We start from the raw sequence: 14,044 nt of genomic DNA, 5'->3' as shown, positions 1-14,044 counted from the left end.
CTGCGGTGCCGCGCCACCCGGCGGCCCGGGCCCGGGGGCACGTGCCGGCCGCGCTCCAGCTCGCCGTGATGGGGCTGGTCGGCGTCGCCTCCGGCACCGCCGCCGGGGTGCTCGTCCGGCCGGTGCTGGCGCCACTCGTGGGCTGGGACGCCGCCGCCCTGGCCTGGCTGGCGTTGGAGTGGACCCGGCTGTCCCGGTTGGACGCCGCCCGGACCGCACGGCTGGCCAAGCTGGAGGACCCCGGCCGGGCGATGCGCGACGCGCTGCTGCTGGCCGCGTGCCTGGGCAGCCTGCTCGCGATGGGCATGGTGTTCACCACGGCCGGCCAGGTGCCGCCCGGGCTGGCCCGGGCCGTGTACGCCGGCCTCGGCGTGCTCAGTGTGGTGCTCTCCTGGTTCGTCGTGCACACCGTCTTCACCACCCGGTACGCGCGGCTCTACTACGGCGGCAAGCCGGGCGGGATCGACTTCCACCAGGACGAGCCGCCCGACTTCACCGACTTCGCCTACGTGGCGTTCACGGTGGGGACGACGTTCCAGGTGTCCGACACGGACGTGAGCGACCGCGACGTCCGCCGGACCGTGCTGCGCCAGACGTTGCTGTCGTACCTGTTCGGCGCGGTCATCGTCGCCGCGACGGTGAACCTGTTGGCAACTCTGGCCCGATAGGGCGCCCGTCGACAGGCGGGCGCCCCGGGCCACGAACCGCGACCTGGGGCGCCTCGCAACACCTGTCCCTGGCGGTTCACGCCCGAACCGGGTCGCGACCACCAGGCGGTGGATGTTCGCCCGAACCGGGCGGGCATCGCTGCCACGATCATCATACGATGCGACATCAGCCGAACGGGTGAGAATCGCGGAAGTGTGTCCGGGCGCACGTGCGCGCTCAGCCGGTGACCTCCGCGTAGCGCCGTTCCAGATCCACCCGGGCCAGCGCCCCGACCAGCCAGGACAGCCGTTCCGACTCGCCGCCGCCGGCCAGCCCGGCGAGGTCGGCGGCGGAGCGGCCCAGCCCCAGCCGCCGGGCCGCGGCGAGGGCCCGACGGTCGGCGACCGGGGCCGCCTCCCGCCACAGCGCCTGCGCCTCGCGCAGGAACAGGTCGGCCACCTCGTCGTCCACGCCGGGCAGCGCGGTCAGCAGGCGTCGCTCCCCGGCCGGGTCCTGGTGGGCGGTGGTCCGCAGCCGGCGCAGGTCGCCCCGGTACGTCTCGACCAGGGTGCGGGCCAGGTCGCCGAGGGTGTCGGCGAGCGCGGACAGGTCGCCGCGCAGCCCGGCCTCGCGCAGCACGCGGACCCGGTCGGCGTGCCGGGAGCGGGCCATCCGCGCGGCGCTGTCCCAGCCGGCGTCGCGCAACGCCGTCGCCGCGTCGACCGCCCGGTGGAAGTCGCCCCGGCGGGCGAGCAGCACGGCCAGGTAGAGCACCTGGAACAGCTGGGACGGGTTGTTCGTCACCCGGAACCCGTACCGTTCGGCGAAGCCGCGTCCGTCCCTGGCGAGCCGGCGGGCCAGTCGCTTCTTCTCCTCGACGCTGCGGGTGGCAGTGGTTGTCGGCATGCCGCGGACTACCCCGGCGCGGACGCGCCATTCAGCCGTGCAGGCCGCCGCTGCGGTCGCGGGCCTTGAGCCGAGTGGTGGGCAGCGCCGGGGCGGGCAGCGGCGGCGCGGGGTCGTCGGCGACCGTGCCGAACCGGCGACCGGCCATCCAGTCCTCGCGGGCGGCGGCCACCTCCTCGTGCGACCGGCCGACGAAGTTCCACCACATCACCAGCGGTTCGTCGAACGGGGCGCCGCCGAGCAGCAGCAGCCGGCTGCCCGGGACCCCGGTCAGCGACAGCGACGTCCGGCCGGCGCCGAGGTAGAGCAGCGCGCCGGGGGCGACGGTCACGCCGTCGGACTCGGCGGAGCCGGACATGGCCAGCAGCCCGTACTCGAAGTCGGGGCGCAGCGGCAGCGTGGCCGGCGCCGCGCCCCGGACCTCGATCTGCGTGCCGACCAGCGGGGTGTACGTCACCGCCGGCGAGCGTTCCCCGCCGAACTCCCCGATCAGCAGGGTGAGGTCGAGGTCGCCGTCGCGCCACCGGGGCAGCTCGGCGTGGTGGTCGAAGTCCGGGTCGCCGGCCCGGGCCGGGTCGGGCAGCGCTACCCACAGCTGCACGCCGTGCATCAGCGGCGGGTGGACCAGCGGGGAGCGTTCCGAGTGGGCGATGCCGCGCCCGGAGGTCATCACGTTGAGCTGCCCCGGGCGGATCGGCTGCACGTTGCCGAGGCTGTCCCGATGCAGGATCTCCCCGTCGAGCAGCCAGGTGACGGTCTGCAGGCCGGTGTGCGGGTGCGGCGGCACCTCCATGCCGGGCCGCTCGGCCACGTCGTCCGGGCCGAAGTGGTCGACGAAGCACCACGCGCCGACCATCCGCCGCTGCCGCTGCGGCAGCAGCCGGCGCACGGTGGTGTAGCGGCCGAGCGGGACGTCGTGCCCGGGCAGCAGCACGCTGCCCGGGTCGGTGGCGCCGACGCCCGGGGGGAGCGTCTGCGCCGGCAGGGATTCGGTACGGTCCACCGCCCGACTCTACGCTCGGTCCGCGGTCACGCTCACCGCGTTCGCGCCGGCGACCAGGTCGAGGTAGAGCCGGTCGGCCGCCCGGTCCCAGCCGGGCGAGCTGATCAGCTCACCGGCGGCGATGCCGGCGCGACGCTCGTCGTACAGCGCCAGCGAACCGGCGCCGGCGGCGACCCGCACCCGGGCCGGCGGCCCGCCGGGCACGGCGACGGTCAGCTCGCTGACGCCGCCGGTCATCCGGACGGTGAGCGCGCCGTCGAGCGGCGGCAACGACAGCCGGGTACGCGCGGCGCCGCCGATCAGCTCGATCCCGGCCAGCCGGGCCGCGCCCAGGTCGAGCCGCTGCTCGCTGACGCCACCGACGAGCCGCAGCCGCCAGGTCACCCGGGAGTTGAGCACCACCTCGACGGCGGAGGGACCGGACCGGCCGTTCTCCTCGATCCGCAGCCGGACCCGGTCACCGGTCAGCTGCGGGCGCGGGGTCACCCCGGCGTCGTCCGGCGCGCCGATCCGGTAGAGGTCGTCGCCGAGGTCGGCGGCCCGCAGGGTGAAGCTGGTCAGGCCGTCGACCAGCTCGAAGTCCGCCTGCCGGCGGTCCCCGCGCGGCGCGGTGAGCGTCTCGGCGGCGGCGACCTCGGCGCCGCCCACCCCGCCGGAGCCACCGGCGTCCGTGACCGGCGACGTGGGCCCGCCGGAGAAGACCGTGCCGAGCCGGGCCGGGTTGGCGAGGGTGACCGCGATCGCCGCCACGCCGAGCACCACGACCAGCACGGCGGCGGCCACCAGGGCCCGGGCGGTGCGCGACCAGCGGGGCCCGCTCAGGTCAGGGTCGTCCCCGGATGCCGTCATGGTCGTCCCCTCTCGCCGGTCCCCACTGGCTCATACGTCTCCGTTTCCGCTCCGGTTCATTCCCGCCGGTGCCGCCGGAGCCGCCTCGCCGAGGCGGGCGTGCACCTTGGCGACACACGCGGCCAGCGCCGCGTGCGCGTCCAACCCCAGGCTCTCGATGGCCACCAGGGCGGTGAACGCCACGTCGGCCAGTTCCGCGGCGACCTCCTCGCGGGTGTGCGTCACGCCCTTGCGCGGGTTCTGGCCGAGGACCCCGATCCAGGCCGCGGCCACCTCGCCGGCCTCCTCGCCGATCTTCAGGATGCGGCAGGTCAGTTCCGTGTCGCCGGTGCCGTTGGCGGCGTCCAGCCAGGCGCGGGCGTCCCGCGCCGAGGTCCAGATCATGTCGTCCACCCGGCCCAGTGAACCGGACGACGGTGACGATCCGTATCCGGGGGCGGTGCGGGCAACGGTGCCGGCACCGGGAGGCGGAAGGACGTGTCCGTGATGCCGGAGACCGTCGAGACGGTGTTCGCCAAGGTGGTCGCGCGGAACCCGGGCGAGCCCGAGTTCCACCAGGCGGTGCGGGAGGTACTGGAGAGCATCGGACCGGCCCTGGCCCGGCACCCCGCGTACGCCGAGCTGGTCGAGCGCATCTGCGAGCCGGAGCGGCAGGTCATCTTCCGGGTGCCGTGGGAGGACGACCACGGCCGGGTCCGGGTGAACCGTGGCTTCCGGGTGGAGTTCAACAGCGCGCTGGGCCCGTTCAAGGGCGGGCTGCGCTTCCACCCGTCGGTCTACCTGGGGATCGTGAAGTTCCTCGGCTTCGAGCAGATCTTCAAGAACGCGCTGACCGGCCTACCGATCGGTGGCGGCAAGGGTGGTGCCGACTTCGACCCGAAGGGCCGCTCCGACCGGGAGGTGATGCGGTTCTGCCAGAGCTTCATGACGGAGCTGTACCGGCACATCGGCCCGCAGACCGACGTGCCGGCCGGGGACATCGGGGTGGGCGGACGGGAGATCGGCTACCTGTTCGGGCAGTACAAGCGGATCACCAACCGGTACGAGGCCGGCGTGCTCACCGGCAAGGGCCTGACGTACGGGGGCGCGCAGGTGCGGCGCGAGGCCACCGGCTACGGGGCGGTCTTCTTCGCCGAGGAGATGCTCCGGCAGACCGGGGACAGCCTGGACGGCAAGCGGGTGGTGGTGTCCGGGTCCGGCAACGTGGCCATCTACGCGATCGAGAAGGTCCACCAGCTGGGCGGCACGGTGGTGGCCTGTTCGGACTCCGACGGCTACGTGTTGGACGAGAAGGGCATCGACCTGGCGCTGCTGCGCGAGGTGAAGGAGGAGCGCCGGACCCGGCTGGACGACTACGTGCGGCAGGTGCCGCACGCGGTGGCGGTCGCCGGCCGCAGCGTCTGGGAGGTGCCGTGCGACCTGGCGTTGCCGTGCGCCACCCAGAACGAGATCGGCGGCGCGGAGGCGGCGGCGCTGGTGGCCGGCGGTTGCGTCGCCGTGGTGGAGGGCGCGAACATGCCGACCACGCCGGAGGCGGTGCGGATCCTCGGCCGGGCCGGGGTGCGGTTCGCCCCGGGGAAGGCGGCGAACGCGGGCGGGGTGGCGGTGAGCGCGTTGGAGATGCAGCAGAACGCCAGCCGGGACGCGTGGACGTTCGACCGGTCGGAGCAGCGGTTGCGAGAGATCATGCGGGACGTGCACGAGCGGTGCTGGGCGACCGCGGAGGAGTACGGGCTGCCGGGCGACTACGTGGCCGGCGCGAACATCAACGGGTTCCGGCGGGTGGCCGAGGCGATGCTGGCGCACGGCGTGGTCTGACCGGCCACGGTGGACCGACCGGGCGGTGGGTGCTGACCGCCCGGTCAGTCAGCGATTGACAGTCCTCGACCCCCCGGCCTAGGTTCAGGTCGCTACCGGCCGGTAGGCATCCGTCCCGCCCGCCGTCCCGCGTACCGGGGCGGCACCCGTCCCCCGGGGAGCAGCGATGCAGACCTCACCCACCCGCCTGCGCCGCCGGCTGCTCGCCGTCGGCGCCGCCGTCGTGCTCGCCCTCGGCCTGGCCGGCGCGGCTCCCGCCGCCGCCACCGGCCGCGACGACGGCACCGGCCCGCTGCCCGGTTACACCATCGTCAACCCGCCGCTGCCGCCACTGGTCGTCGACGGGGCCGCCACCACCGTCCGGCAGGGCGTGCACGCCCACGCCGGCTACATCGTGGAGGTCCCGGCGCGGTGGAACGGCGACCTGGTGATGTGGGCGCACGGCTACCGCGGCCAGGGCACCGAACTCTCCCCCGAGCCGCCCGCGTTCGACCTGCGGCAGCGCCTGCTGTCCCAGGGATACGCGTGGGCGTCGTCGTCCTACGACCGCAACGGCTACGACATCCGCTCCGGGGTGCGCGGCACCCGGGCCCTCGCGGACCTGTTCGCCCGCACCGTGCGCCGGCCGCACCGGGTGCTCATCGCCGGGGTCAGCATGGGCGGGCACATCATCGGCCGGTCCCTGGAGCAGTACCCCGGCTACTACGCCGGCGCGCTGCCGATGTGCGGGGTGCTCGGCGACCAGGAGCTGTTCGACTACTTCCTCGACTACAACCTGGTCGCGCAGGCGCTGGCCGGGGTGCGGGCCTACCCGACCCCGGCCGACTACCTGACCAACGCGGTGCCCCGGATCCAGGTGGCGCTCGGGCTGGCCGGCCTGACCCCCACCGGCCCGGACACCACCAACGCGCTCGGCAAGCAGCTGCGCGCGGTCACCGTGGCCCGCTCCGGCGGGCCGAGGCCGGGTGCCGACGCCGCGTTCGCGGTGTGGAAGGACTTCCTCTTCGGCATCGCCACCACCGACGGCGGCGACTCCCCCGCGCAGCGGCCCGGACAGCTCGCCACGAACCTGTTCACCCGCTACACGCCGAACCAGCCGGTGAACCTCAACGCCACCGTGCAGCGGGTCGCCCCGGAGAACCTGCGCCAGCGGCTCTCCCCCGGCCTGACCGAGGTGCCCCGGATCGCCGGCCGGCCCACCGTGCCGGTGCTGAGCCTGCACGACCTGGGTGACCTGTTCGTGCCGTTCAGCATGGAGCAGGCGTACGCCCGGGACGTGGCGTGGCACGGCCGGTCCCGGCTGCTGGTGCAGCGGGCGGTCCGGGCCGCGCAGCACTGCGAGTTCAGCCCCGCCGAGGCCGGCGCCGCCTGGGACGACCTGACCCGCTGGGTACGCACCGGCAAGCGCCCGGCCGGCGACGCGGTCACCGACCCCCGGGCGGTGGCGGCGCCGGACTTCGGCTGCCGGTTCAGCGACCCGGCCGCCTGGGCCGCCGGCGCCGGCACCCGCCGCCTCTACCCGGCGTGCCCCTAGTCCTCCTCCGGCGCGTACCAGCCGCCCCGGTAGACGGTGCCCGGCCGGGGCGGCGCGTCCGCCTCGGCCGCGGCCCGACGGGACCGGCGCACCCGGCTGACCACGAACCAGCCGACGCCGGCCACCACGGCGAGGATGACCACGTTCTGCAACGTGCCGACGTACGCCTCGACCACGTGCCAGTTCTCGCCGAGCAGGTAGCCGGCGAGCACGAACGCAGTGTTCCAGATCAGGCTGCCCAGCGCGGTGAAGAGGAGGAAGACCGGCACCGGCATCCGTTCCACACCGGCCGGTACGGAGATCAGACTGCGGAAGATCGGAATCATCCGGCCGAAGAACACGGCCTTGACGCCGTGGCGCAGGAACCACGCCTCGGTGCGGTCCACGTCGTCGAGTTTGATCAGCGGAAGCCGCGCGGCCAGCGCGCGCATCCGGTCCCGCCCGAGCGCCGCACCGACGTAGTAGAGCGCCAGCGCGCCCAGCACCGACCCGAGCGTGGTCCACGCGATCGCGCCGAGCAGGCTCATCCGGCCCTGGCTGGCGGTGAAGCCGGCCAGCGGCAGGATGACCTCGCTGGGGATGGGCGGGAACAGGTTCTCCAGGGCCACCGCGAGCCCGGCCCCGGGGCCTCCGAGCCGTTCCACCAGGCCGGTGACCCAGCCGACGGGTCCTTCGCCGGCCGGCTCCGCGGCCCGCGCGGCACTCACCCGGGGGCCGGCGAGGAGCTGTGCGTTTCCGATCATCAGACCACGTTACGGGGCGACGCGGCCGTCGACCACGCAAAGCGGCGCCGGTTACGGTGTGCCCATGCCCAGGCCGCTGCGGGTCGCCGTCGCCCAACCGCTCACCCGGTCGCACGACGTCGCGGGCAACGCCGAACGGCACGCCGCCGTGGTCCGGTCCGCCGGGGCGCGGGTGGTGGTCTTCCCCGAGCTGTCCCTGACCGGGTACGAACTGGCGGCCGCGCCGGTGGACCCCGCCGACCCCCGTCTCGCTCCGCTGCGCGCGGCCTGCGCGGCGACCGGGACGCTGGCGCTGGCCGGCGCGCCGGTGGCCGGGCCGCACATCGGGGTGCTCGCGGTCGACGGCGACGGCGTGCGGGTGGCGTACCGGAAGATGTGGCTGGGTGGCGCGGAGCCGCAGCGGTTCCGGCCGGGCCGCCGGCCGGCGTTGCTCGACGTCGACGGCTGGCGGCTGGGCCTGGCGGTCTGCAAGGACACCGGGGTGCCGGAGCACGCGGCGGCGACCGTGGCCGCCGGCGCGGACGCCTACCTGGCCGGGGTGCTGGAGTCGGCCGACGACACGGCGGTCCCCGAGGAGCGCGCCGTGGGCGTCGCCGCCGCGCACGGGGTGTGGGTGGCGACGGCCAGCTTCGCCGGCTCGACCGGCGGTGGCTACCCGCGGGCGGCGGGCGGTTCGGGCATCTGGTCGCCGGCGGGCGTCGCGGTGGCCCGGGCCGGCGCCGACGTCGGCGAGGTCGTCGCAGCGACGATGCTCCGGGCGCCTCAGCCCTCGACGGCGCCGCCGCCGCGCAGCCGCTCGTAGCCGTCGAGCAGCTTGCGTAACGCGGCGGCGGTGGTGCCGTCGAGCTTGTCGTCGTCGGCCGCATCCTCGATCTTGTCGCGCAGGTCGTCGACCCGCCTGGCCCGGTCCCTGGGCTTGCCCCGGTCCAGCTCCGCGACCTTCTTGCGCAGCTCGTCGGCGGTCTTGGGGGCGATCAGCCGGGCCGCCTCGGCCCGGTCGACCAACTGGACGAACCGGTCGGCGACCTGACGCAGCGTGACCGGTTCGGGCGCCACGGTGGACGGCGCGGCGCGCGACGGTGTCGGTCTCGGCGGGGAACTGGCCGCGCCGGTGGTGGGTGCGGCCGGCGCGGCGGCGGGCGGGGTGCCGGCACCGCCGTCGGCCAGCAGCGTGCCGACCAGCGCGAGCAGCAGCACCACCGCGCCCGCGACCAGCACCGCGAGGAGCCGGTTCGACGAGAGCGCGGGCCGGCCCGGCGCGGCGGCGGGCACCGGCGGGACCGCGCGGGCCGGCGTCGGGCGCCGCTCGACGAGCGTCGGCGGATGCGACGCCGGGGTCAGCGTGGGCAGGATCGCGGTCGGCGGGTCGACCGGGCGGCCCGCGCCGAGCCGGTCGGCGAGCAGCGCCGCGCCGGGCCGCCGGGCCGGGTCCACGGACAGGCAGGCCAGGACCAGGTCGGCGAGGTCGGCGGGCAGGCCGGGCACGCGTAGCGGGGGCACCGGCGGCCGGTTGGCGCGCAGGTCGACGACGTCGTCCCAGGTCTGCACCGGCAGCGGGGCCCGGCCGGTGAGCGCGCGGTAGAGCAACGCGCCGAGCGCGTAGACGTCACCGGCCGGGTTCGCCGGGCCCGGGTCGAGCCGTTCCGGGGCGAAGTAGGCAGGGGTGCCCATCAACAGCTCACCGGTCTGCCCGACCGCCTGCGGGCCGGCCGGCGCGGCGATGCCGAAGTCGAGCACCTTCGCGCCGGTCTCGGTGAGCATCACGTTCGCCGGCTTGATGTCGCGGTGCACCACGCCGATCCGGTGGGCGGCGGCCAGCGCGGCGGCGACCTGCCCGGCCATCCGGACCGCGTCCGGCCAGGCCAGCGGCCCGCCGGCCAGCCGGTCGGCCAGGGTCCGCCCGTCCACCAGTTCCATGACCAGGTACGGCACCACGGCGCCGTCGGGCAGGGCCGCCTCGCCGTAGTCGTACACCTGGGTCACGTGCGGGTGGGTGAGCCGCGCCGCAGCGCGGGCCTCGCGTTGGATGGTGGCGCGCCACTGCGGGTCGGCGGCGAGCCGGCCGGCGAGGGCCTTGACCGCGACGGGGCGGTGCAGGACCTCGTCGTCGGCGCGCCACACCTCGGACATCCCGCCGAGGCCGATGCGCTCGCGCAGGACGTACCGGTCGTGCAGCCGCAGGCTGGGCGTGAACGGCGACATGATGTCCCAGTCTGCCTGCCCGGCCCGCGTGTGCGCCAACCGGCCGTGGTCAGGGTTTGCGGGCCACCCCGCCGTACATGCTCACGTCGGCCACCGAGGGGCGCGGCTCGGGCTCGTCGTCGGCACGCCACTCGGCCACCGAGCAGACACCCGGCTCGATCAGCTCCAGCCCGTCGAAGAACCGGACGACCTCGTCCCGGGCGCGCAGGTTGATCACGCCGTGCGGGCCGCCGCCACGGGCCGCCGCCTTCGCCTCCTCGGCCACCGCCGGCGGCAGGTAGTCGTGGGTGGCGTGGGAGGCGGCCAGATAGCTGCCGGCCGGCAGCGCGTCCAGCAGCCGGGTGACGGTGGTGTAGGGGTCGTCCCCGTCGGGCACGAAGTGCAGCACCGCCACCAGCATCAACGCCACCGGCTGGGACAGGTCGAGGGTGCGGCGCAGGTCGGGGTGGGCGAGGATCCGCTCCGGGTCGCGCAGGTCCGCGTCGAGGTAGGCGGTCGCGCCCTCGGTCGAGCTGGTGAGCAGCGCGCGGGCGTGGGCCAGCACGATCGGGTCGTTGTCGACGTAGACCACCCGGGCGCGCGGGTCGATCGACTGCGCCACCTCGTGGGTGTTGTCGGCGGTGGGGATGCCGGTGCCGATGTCGAGGAACTGGCGGATCCCCGCCTCGCCGGCCAGGTGGCGCACGGCACGCCGCAGGAACCGGCGGTTCTCCACCGCGCTGAGCCGGATGGTCGGGAAGCGGGCGGCCATCGCGTCACCGGACTCGCGGTCGGCCTGGAAGTTGTCCTTGCCGCCCAGCCAGTAGTTGTAGCGCCGGGCCGGGTGCGCCACGGAGGTGTCGATCCGGTCGCCCGGGTGGCCCGGTTCGGTCGCCGTCCCGGATGCTTCGCTGGTCAAGGCCGCCTCCACGATTCGCGCGCCACCGCCGCCGGACGACGTCCGTCCACAATCGTCGGTACCCGGGTCATGCTAGCGCCCGGCGCCGCGACGGTCAGGCCCGGTACAGCTCGTCGCGCAGGCGGGTGAGCAGCTCGGCGGTGCGCTCCGGCGGCGCGGCCTCGACGCACAGCCGCTCCATCGCCTCGGCGTAGAAGTCGAGGTCGTCGCGCTTGTCCAGGTAGATCGCGCTGGTCAACTGCTCGATGTAGACGATGTCGGGCAGGTCCTGGTCGCCGAAGCGCAGGATGCTGAACGCGCCGCTGGCCGCGGCGTGGCCGCCGGCCGAGAACGGGACGATCTGCAGCCGCACGTGCGGCGAGGCGGTGGCCGCGATCAACGCGTCCAGCTGTTCGCGCATCACCGCGGCGCCGCCGATCGGGCGTCGCAGCGCGGCCTCGTCGAGCACCGCCCACAGCTGCGGCGGGTCGCTGCGCCGCAGCAGCTCCTGACGCTCCATCCGCAGGTCGACGCGGCGGTCCAGCTCCGCCGGCGACGCGCCGCGGTGCCCGAGCAGGATCACCTCCCGGGCGTACGCGGCGGTCTGCAACAGGCCGGGCACGAACTGCACCTCGTACGTGCGGATCATCGCCGCCGCCGCCTCCAGCCCGAGATAGGACTGGAACCAGGCGGGCAGCACGTCGCCGTAGCGGTGCCACCAGCCCGGACTGTTCGCGTCGCGGGCCAGCTTGAGCAGCGCGGCGCGCTCGTCGGGAGCGGTGACCCCGTAGAGCGTGAGCAGGTCGGCGACGTCGCGCTCCTTGAAGCCGACCCGGCCCAGCTCCATCCGGCTGATCTTCGACTCGGAGGAGCGGATCTCCCAGCCGGCGCTCTCCCGGCTGACCCCGGCGCCTTCCCGCAGCCGGCGCAACTGCGCCCCGAGCAGCATGCGCAGCACGGTCGGACCGCTGGTCGGACCACCCTCGACGGGCACCGTCGCCACCTGACCGCCCTCGCATCCCGACTGCCCGACCGGGCGCCCTCCCGGCCGACGAGTAAGCATGCCATGAACCGACAGTGAGGTGAACTCCTCCGGACGGACGAGTTAGTCCCGTGGACGGGACGGGCGGATCAGGTGGTCGAAGTCGCCGTCCCGAGCGCCCAGCACGAACGCCGCGATCTCGTCCACCGTGTAGATGAGCGCCGGCCCCTCCGGGTGGCGGGAGTTGCGCACCGCGATGCCGGTGCCGCCGGGCAGCTCGGCCAACTCGACGCAGTTGCCGCTGGGGTTGCTGCGGCGGCTCTTCAACCAGCTCACGGGGGGCAGTTCGGTCACGGGCACGCCGTTCGGCGGTTGTTGCATGGGCGTCCTTCGGGAAGCGCCAGCCGAGGCCGCGGGGAGGAGCGTCTGTCGACTGAGGAGTGAGATGCACGTGCATCTGCTATTGCATCTGCAATGGACAGCGAGCATGATAGCCGAACGTACGGTGTGCCGGGTCGCTCACGTTCGGTGACCCGAACCCGGCCCCCGGATGCCGCCCGCGCGGCCGGGGACTGCGGTGAGGAGGGTGCGTGCCGGATCCGATGACCGTCGCCTCCGGCATCTCCGCCGCGGGCGCGCTGGTGTCCGCGTGGCAGCTACGCCGCCGGGCGGTCCGCGCCGAGGCCGAGATCCAGCTGCTCCAGGCCGAGCTGGCCGCCGAGCGGCACGCCGCCAGCCATGACCCGCTGACCGGCCTGCCCAACCGCCGCGCGTTCTTCCGGTTGGCCGCCACCCTGCTCACCGACCCCAGCGGCCAGCCACTGGTCGCGGTGGTGCTCGACCTCGACGACTTCAAGCAGGTCAACGACCGCTACGGGCACGCCGCCGGCGACCAGGTCCTGGTCAGCGTGGCGCAGCGGCTGGCCGCGTTCGCCGGCAACAACCTGGTGGCCCGGCTCGGCGGCGACGAGTTCGCCGGCCTGCTGGTCAGCCCGGCGCACGACCGGCGCTGGATCGAGCACGCGACCCGCCGGCTCTGCGAGGCGCTCGCCGCGCCGATCCCGCTGGGCGGGCGCAGCATCCGGGTCACCGCCTCGGTCGGGCTCGCCCCGGTGCACGGCCCCGCCCAGCTCACCGACGCGCTCTGCCGCGCCGACGCGGCCATGTACGAGGCGAAGACGCTCGGCGCCGGCCGCCCCACCCGTCAGCTCGTCGCCGAGTGCTGACCGCGTGCCGGGCCCGGCGCGGGTTCGCTCAGCGCCAGCCGTAGCCCGCGCGCAGCGCCTGGCCGATCCGGTCGAACCGCGGCCGGTCCAGCACCGCGCCCTCCCGGCGGATGCTGTCCTCGCGCATGGTGAGCACCCGGTCCAGCCGGACCCAGCTGGGTCGCCGGTCCCGGTCCCACTCCCCCGGGCCGAGCGACAGCCAGTGCCGCTGCCCGTCCCGGTCGCCCTGGCTGGACAGCATCAGCCCGAAGAGCGTGCGGCTGTGCCGGCCCACCACCAGCACCGGGCGGTCCTTGCCCTGGCGCGGGTCGTCCTCGTAGGGCACCCAGGTCCAGACGATCTCCCCCGGGTCCGCCTGTCCGTCCGGCTCCGGCGCGTACGACAGCTCGCGGCGCTGCAACGCGCTGACCTGGCGGCGGCGCGCGACCTGGGCCGGGACGTGCCCGCCCGGGCGGGTGGGCGCGGCGGCGCCCCCGGTGATCCGGCCGAGCCGGGACGCCACGTTCCTCAACAGACCTGCCACGGCGGGCAGCCTATCCCGTCGCCGCCGGGAGGGAATCCGGTGGCGGCCGGGCCACCGGGTTCGCCACCATGCCCCGGTGACCGTTCCCCGCCACCAGATCCGGGCGGCCTTCACCGCCGACACCGTGACCGTCTACCAGGCGTACCCGCCGGAGATCGCCGACGCGGCGCTGGCCGCCGGGCGGTTCGTGCCGCCGTTCAAGCGGGAGCGGATGACCTGGATCAAGCCGTCGTTCCGCTGGATGATGTACCGCTGCGGCTGGGCGCTCAAGCCCGGGCAGGAGCGGGTGCTCGCGGTGGAGATCAGCCGGGCCGGCTTCGAGTGGGCGCTCGGGCACGCCTGCCTGAGCGCCCACGACCCACGGCTGCATCCGGACTCCGACGCCTGGCGGCGGCAGCTGCGCACCAGCCCGGTGCGGGTGCAGTGGGACCCGGAACGCTCGCTGCGGCTGGCCCCGCTGCCGTACCGGTCGGTGCAGGTGGGCCTCTCCGGCGAGGCGGTGCACCGGTACGTCGACGAGTGGCTCGTCGGGCTGACCGACGTCACCGCGCTGGCCCGGTCCGTCCACGAGCGGCTCACCGAGGGTGACGAGCCCGGGGCGGCGACGCTGTTGCCGGTGGAACTGCCGTACCCGTTGCCGCCCGAGGTCGCCGGGGTGATCGACGCCGGCTGACCGGTCGGCCGGCGTGTCGGATGACCGTCACGCGGCGTACGTGCTCCGCGCCTCCTCCGA

At 75.1% G+C, this 14,044-nt stretch carries 16 protein-coding genes; 6 read left to right on the top strand and 10 right to left on the bottom strand.

Going from position 1 to position 14,044, the window contains the following annotated elements; translation table 11 throughout:
• The first annotated feature begins 5 nt into the window (after positions 1–5).
• Complete coding sequence (locus ACN27B_RS22830) at positions 6–668, top strand: DUF1345 domain-containing protein (RefSeq protein ID WP_422741492.1); 663 nt, start codon at positions 6–8, stop codon at positions 666–668.
• 217 nt (positions 669–885) lie between these two features.
• On the opposite strand, the gene ACN27B_RS22825 is transcribed toward ACN27B_RS22830, so the two are convergent.
• The 4 genes from ACN27B_RS22825 to ACN27B_RS22810 are packed head-to-tail and all read right to left on the bottom strand — an operon-like array spanning position 886 to position 3,790.
• Positions 886–1,554, bottom strand: a complete 669-nt coding sequence (locus ACN27B_RS22825) for a hypothetical protein (RefSeq protein WP_422741491.1) — start codon at positions 1,552–1,554, stop codon at positions 886–888.
• 31 nt (positions 1,555–1,585) lie between these two features.
• On the bottom strand, positions 1,586–2,557 hold the full coding sequence (locus tag ACN27B_RS22820; RefSeq protein WP_422741490.1) for a pirin family protein: 972 nt from the start codon (positions 2,555–2,557) through the stop codon (positions 1,586–1,588).
• 9 nt (positions 2,558–2,566) lie between these two features.
• Positions 2,567–3,406, bottom strand: a complete 840-nt coding sequence (locus tag ACN27B_RS22815; RefSeq protein WP_099161321.1) for a hypothetical protein — start codon at positions 3,404–3,406, stop codon at positions 2,567–2,569.
• A 30-nt stretch (positions 3,407–3,436) separates the two neighbouring features.
• Positions 3,437–3,790 (bottom strand): MazG-like family protein, encoded by a 354-nt coding sequence (locus tag ACN27B_RS22810; protein WP_245666650.1) that lies wholly within the window; start codon positions 3,788–3,790, stop codon positions 3,437–3,439.
• A 102-nt stretch (positions 3,791–3,892) separates the two neighbouring features.
• On the opposite strand from ACN27B_RS22810, the gene gdhA reads away from it, so the two are divergent.
• Positions 3,893–5,224, top strand: a complete 1,332-nt coding sequence (gdhA, locus tag ACN27B_RS22805; RefSeq protein WP_098745112.1) for an NADP-specific glutamate dehydrogenase — start codon at positions 3,893–3,895, stop codon at positions 5,222–5,224.
• A gap of 166 nt (positions 5,225–5,390) precedes the next feature.
• A complete protein-coding gene (locus ACN27B_RS22800; protein WP_099161322.1) occupies positions 5,391–6,758 on the top strand; it encodes an alpha/beta hydrolase family protein in 1,368 nt (455 codons plus the stop codon).
• On the opposite strand, the gene ACN27B_RS22795 is transcribed toward ACN27B_RS22800, so the two are convergent.
• The gene (locus ACN27B_RS22795; protein ID WP_099161323.1) at positions 6,755–7,501 is read right to left on the bottom strand and encodes a DedA family protein; all 747 of its coding nucleotides are present in this window, start codon (positions 7,499–7,501) and stop codon (positions 6,755–6,757) included. The two genes, ACN27B_RS22800 and ACN27B_RS22795, sit on opposite strands and share 4 nt — an antisense overlap.
• A 64-nt stretch (positions 7,502–7,565) precedes the next feature.
• On the opposite strand from ACN27B_RS22795, the gene ACN27B_RS22790 reads away from it, so the two are divergent.
• Positions 7,566–8,303 (top strand): carbon-nitrogen hydrolase family protein, encoded by a 738-nt coding sequence (locus ACN27B_RS22790; RefSeq protein WP_099161324.1) that lies wholly within the window; start codon positions 7,566–7,568, stop codon positions 8,301–8,303.
• Here ACN27B_RS22790 and ACN27B_RS22785 read toward each other — a convergent pair.
• From ACN27B_RS22785 to ACN27B_RS22770, 4 genes are all read right to left on the bottom strand, one after another.
• Positions 8,264–9,703: a serine/threonine-protein kinase gene (locus ACN27B_RS22785; protein ID WP_099161325.1), complete on the bottom strand. Its 1,440-nt coding sequence runs from the start codon at positions 9,701–9,703 to the stop codon at positions 8,264–8,266. The two genes, ACN27B_RS22790 and ACN27B_RS22785, sit on opposite strands and share 40 nt — an antisense overlap.
• A 49-nt stretch (positions 9,704–9,752) precedes the next feature.
• Positions 9,753–10,601: an SAM-dependent methyltransferase gene (locus tag ACN27B_RS22780; protein ID WP_098746300.1), complete on the bottom strand. Its 849-nt coding sequence runs from the start codon at positions 10,599–10,601 to the stop codon at positions 9,753–9,755.
• A 94-nt stretch (positions 10,602–10,695) separates the two neighbouring features.
• The gene (locus ACN27B_RS22775; RefSeq protein ID WP_099161326.1) at positions 10,696–11,583 is read right to left on the bottom strand and encodes a helix-turn-helix domain-containing protein; all 888 of its coding nucleotides are present in this window, start codon (positions 11,581–11,583) and stop codon (positions 10,696–10,698) included.
• 102 nt (positions 11,584–11,685) lie between these two features.
• Positions 11,686–11,943, bottom strand: coding sequence for a DUF397 domain-containing protein (locus tag ACN27B_RS22770; protein WP_091576329.1), 258 nt, complete (start codon positions 11,941–11,943; stop codon positions 11,686–11,688).
• 209 nt (positions 11,944–12,152) lie between these two features.
• Here ACN27B_RS22770 and ACN27B_RS22765 point away from each other — a divergent pair, with 209 nt between their 5' ends.
• Positions 12,153–12,788, top strand: a complete 636-nt coding sequence (locus tag ACN27B_RS22765; protein ID WP_422741489.1) for a GGDEF domain-containing protein — start codon at positions 12,153–12,155, stop codon at positions 12,786–12,788.
• Positions 12,789–12,816: 28 nt separating this feature from the next.
• Here the strand turns inward: ACN27B_RS22765 and ACN27B_RS22760 are convergent, their stop codons facing one another.
• Positions 12,817–13,311 carry a type II toxin-antitoxin system PemK/MazF family toxin gene (locus tag ACN27B_RS22760; protein WP_422741488.1) on the bottom strand — a complete coding sequence of 165 codons (495 nt, stop codon included), beginning with the start codon at positions 13,309–13,311 and terminating at the stop codon, positions 12,817–12,819.
• Positions 13,312–13,387: 76 nt separating this feature from the next.
• Here ACN27B_RS22760 and ACN27B_RS22755 point away from each other — a divergent pair, with 76 nt between their 5' ends.
• Positions 13,388–13,984 (top strand): DUF4291 domain-containing protein, encoded by a 597-nt coding sequence (locus ACN27B_RS22755; RefSeq protein WP_099161328.1) that lies wholly within the window; start codon positions 13,388–13,390, stop codon positions 13,982–13,984.
• Positions 13,985–14,044 lie beyond the last annotated feature (60 nt).

The organism is Micromonospora sp. WMMD754 (assembly GCF_049315235.1).
In the GTDB taxonomy this organism is placed as follows: domain Bacteria; phylum Actinomycetota; class Actinomycetes; order Mycobacteriales; family Micromonosporaceae; genus Micromonospora; species Micromonospora sediminicola.
Note: the sequence above shows the minus strand (reverse complement) of the source record. Positions and strands in the feature narration are given on the sequence as shown.

Bases quoted from the DNA above. Each gene is read 5' to 3' on its own strand.
- ACN27B_RS22790 (WP_099161324.1), top strand. From the start codon at position 7,566: ATGCCCAGGCCGCTGCGGGTCGCCGTCGCCCAACCGCTCACCCGGTCG.
- ACN27B_RS22825 (WP_422741491.1), bottom strand. From the start codon at position 1,554: ATGCCGACAACCACTGCCACCCGCAGCGTCGAGGAGAAGAAGCGACTG.
- ACN27B_RS22815 (WP_099161321.1), bottom strand. From the start codon at position 3,406: ATGACGGCATCCGGGGACGACCCTGACCTGAGCGGGCCCCGCTGGTCG.
- ACN27B_RS22785 (WP_099161325.1), bottom strand. From the start codon at position 9,703: ATGTCGCCGTTCACGCCCAGCCTGCGGCTGCACGACCGGTACGTCCTG.
- ACN27B_RS22770 (WP_091576329.1), bottom strand. From the start codon at position 11,943: ATGCAACAACCGCCGAACGGCGTGCCCGTGACCGAACTGCCCCCCGTG.
- ACN27B_RS22795 (WP_099161323.1), bottom strand. From the start codon at position 7,501: ATGATCGGAAACGCACAGCTCCTCGCCGGCCCCCGGGTGAGTGCCGCG.
- gdhA (WP_098745112.1), top strand. From the start codon at position 3,893: ATGCCGGAGACCGTCGAGACGGTGTTCGCCAAGGTGGTCGCGCGGAAC.
- ACN27B_RS22800 (WP_099161322.1), top strand. From the start codon at position 5,391: ATGCAGACCTCACCCACCCGCCTGCGCCGCCGGCTGCTCGCCGTCGGC.
- ACN27B_RS22810 (WP_245666650.1), bottom strand. From the start codon at position 3,790: ATGATCTGGACCTCGGCGCGGGACGCCCGCGCCTGGCTGGACGCCGCC.